The 1,787-nt window shown below is 38.7% G+C and carries 2 protein-coding genes and 1 pseudogene; all 3 read left to right on the top strand.

Translation table 11 applies throughout. From position 1 onward, the window contains the following. Positions 1-235: 235 nt before the first annotated feature. On the top strand, positions 236-712 hold the full coding sequence (locus QUA99_RS32710; protein WP_333245776.1) for a transposase family protein: 477 nt from the start codon (positions 236-238) through the stop codon (positions 710-712). A 62-nt stretch (positions 713-774) separates the two neighbouring features. After that, on the top strand, positions 775-1,062 hold the full coding sequence (locus tag QUA99_RS32705) for a hypothetical protein (RefSeq protein WP_333245774.1): 288 nt from the start codon (positions 775-777) through the stop codon (positions 1,060-1,062). 472 nt (positions 1,063-1,534) lie between these two features. Beyond that, positions 1,535-1,600: pseudogene (locus QUA99_RS33330) on the top strand (LuxR C-terminal-related transcriptional regulator); the annotation flags it as partial. Between the last annotated feature and the right edge of the window lie 187 nt (positions 1,601-1,787).

Genomic DNA, 1,787 nt, shown 5'->3' with positions numbered 1-1,787 from the left:
TCGCTTTTATCAACAGGGTATACGGGCTGCAACCCTTATTCGGTCTATCTCCTAAACCTCTTTGTCACCCCCCCAGCGTATAAACCCACGGTTAATTGTGACTTTAGTGGCTAAAAAAAATTATGACATCCTTGATTTTATGATTAATAATACGTCATATTCTACCATGCTGTGCCTAGATTGTGAACCTTCTTTTTTTGCTGTTACCCCGATTTATTGAGCGGATACGGTGGATGTGTCAGAGCATGAAATAGAGCGTCCCCAAAAAAAGCAAAATAAGTATTATAGTGGGAAGCAAAAATATCATACAATAAAATCGCAAGTTTTAGCCAACCAAAAAAGTGCCGAAATAATATGTACAGCTTTTAGTAACGGGAAAACGCATGATTTTAGTTTGTTTAAAAAAAGCAAGATCTGGATGAATAAAGAACTTGAATTGCTAGGTGATAAAGGTTATCAAGGCATCAAAAAGATTCATTTTAATAGTAGAACACCCCTCGAAAAAACCAAAAACAAAAAACTGAGCCAAGCCGAAAAAGTTTTCAATCGGCAACTAGCAAAAGCCAGAATTATTATTGAAAATATACATCGAAGTTTAAAGATATTTAGAATACTTTCATCAAGATATCGGAATCGAAGAAAACGCTTCGGATTAAGATTTAATTTGATAGCTGGTATTGATAATTATGAACTTTTTTTGAATACAAATTAGCGCTCCCCTGAGACTTTCGCAAGAGGTCTAATTTATCTTTGGCTGTGCTGTCGCCGTAAAGCGTGCGTCTTAATGAAATGAAACACCACGCGATCGACTCACCCTATGAATGGCTTACTAAAATTCCAACCCCAACCGTTTCGATGCTTGGATGCTTGCTATACACCGAATGGGTGATGCTTGTCAGTTGCGGTTCTTTTGCCCTAATGGAAGCTTTTGAGCAGCAACATCTACCATTCCCACACATTCCGATCTTAGCACTGCTGGGAGGAATGGGATTGATGTTGCCAAAAAGTCCAACTGCGTTAAAATTGCTTGATACTTGCATTGAAATTGCCTGGATTTTTTAAGGAGCAACGTTAGGTTATCTCCACATTTTACTCACGGTGTACTTAATTGTATTAATCCGCACTTGCTTTTTATTTGAAAAAGTGGGGCGGTGGACGATCGCTTGTTTGTCTTTCTTCCTATTTCTAGTGGATCAAGTCTGGTACGTTTAAAATACTACTTTGTTAATTTTAGGAGGACAACAAGAGGCATTTTGGATGGACTTAGACGCAGATCTTTGGTGAGCAATTTCCAGATACCCAAGTTATAGTTTTGAGTACCTTTGATGACGACCAATATATTGCTGATTCGATGGGAGCCTAACCGAACGGTTATTTGCTTAAAGATATGCCGATTGATGAGTTGCTGCAAGCTATTCGGCTCGCCATACGCGGCTATACTCAATTAGCGCCACAATGGCTGGAAAAGTTAATCGCAAAGGTTCATGACTCAAGCACTGATAGCAAATAACCTCCACAAGATTTATCTCAATTAACGCCTCGCGAACAAGAGGTGTTGCATTTAATTAGCAACGGTGCAAGCAACCGCGAAATTGCATAAAATTTGTATATTGCGGAAGGAAGTGTTCAAACTCACGTGACGCATTTGTTAGCGCGCTTGGAACTGAAAAATCACTTGCAGTTGGCTATTTTTGTTAATACAGCATTGAGATATAGCGTTTCCTATGGTCATGAGGTACAGTAGCAACAATGAGCAAACCAGTTATGAATATCTTTTTTAGTAACTT

It is taken from the genome of Microcoleus sp. F10-B2, assembly GCF_036704965.1.
In the GTDB taxonomy this organism is placed as follows: Bacteria; Cyanobacteriota; Cyanobacteriia; order Cyanobacteriales; family Microcoleaceae; genus Microcoleus.
This window is presented reverse-complemented; position numbering and strand designations above follow the sequence as displayed.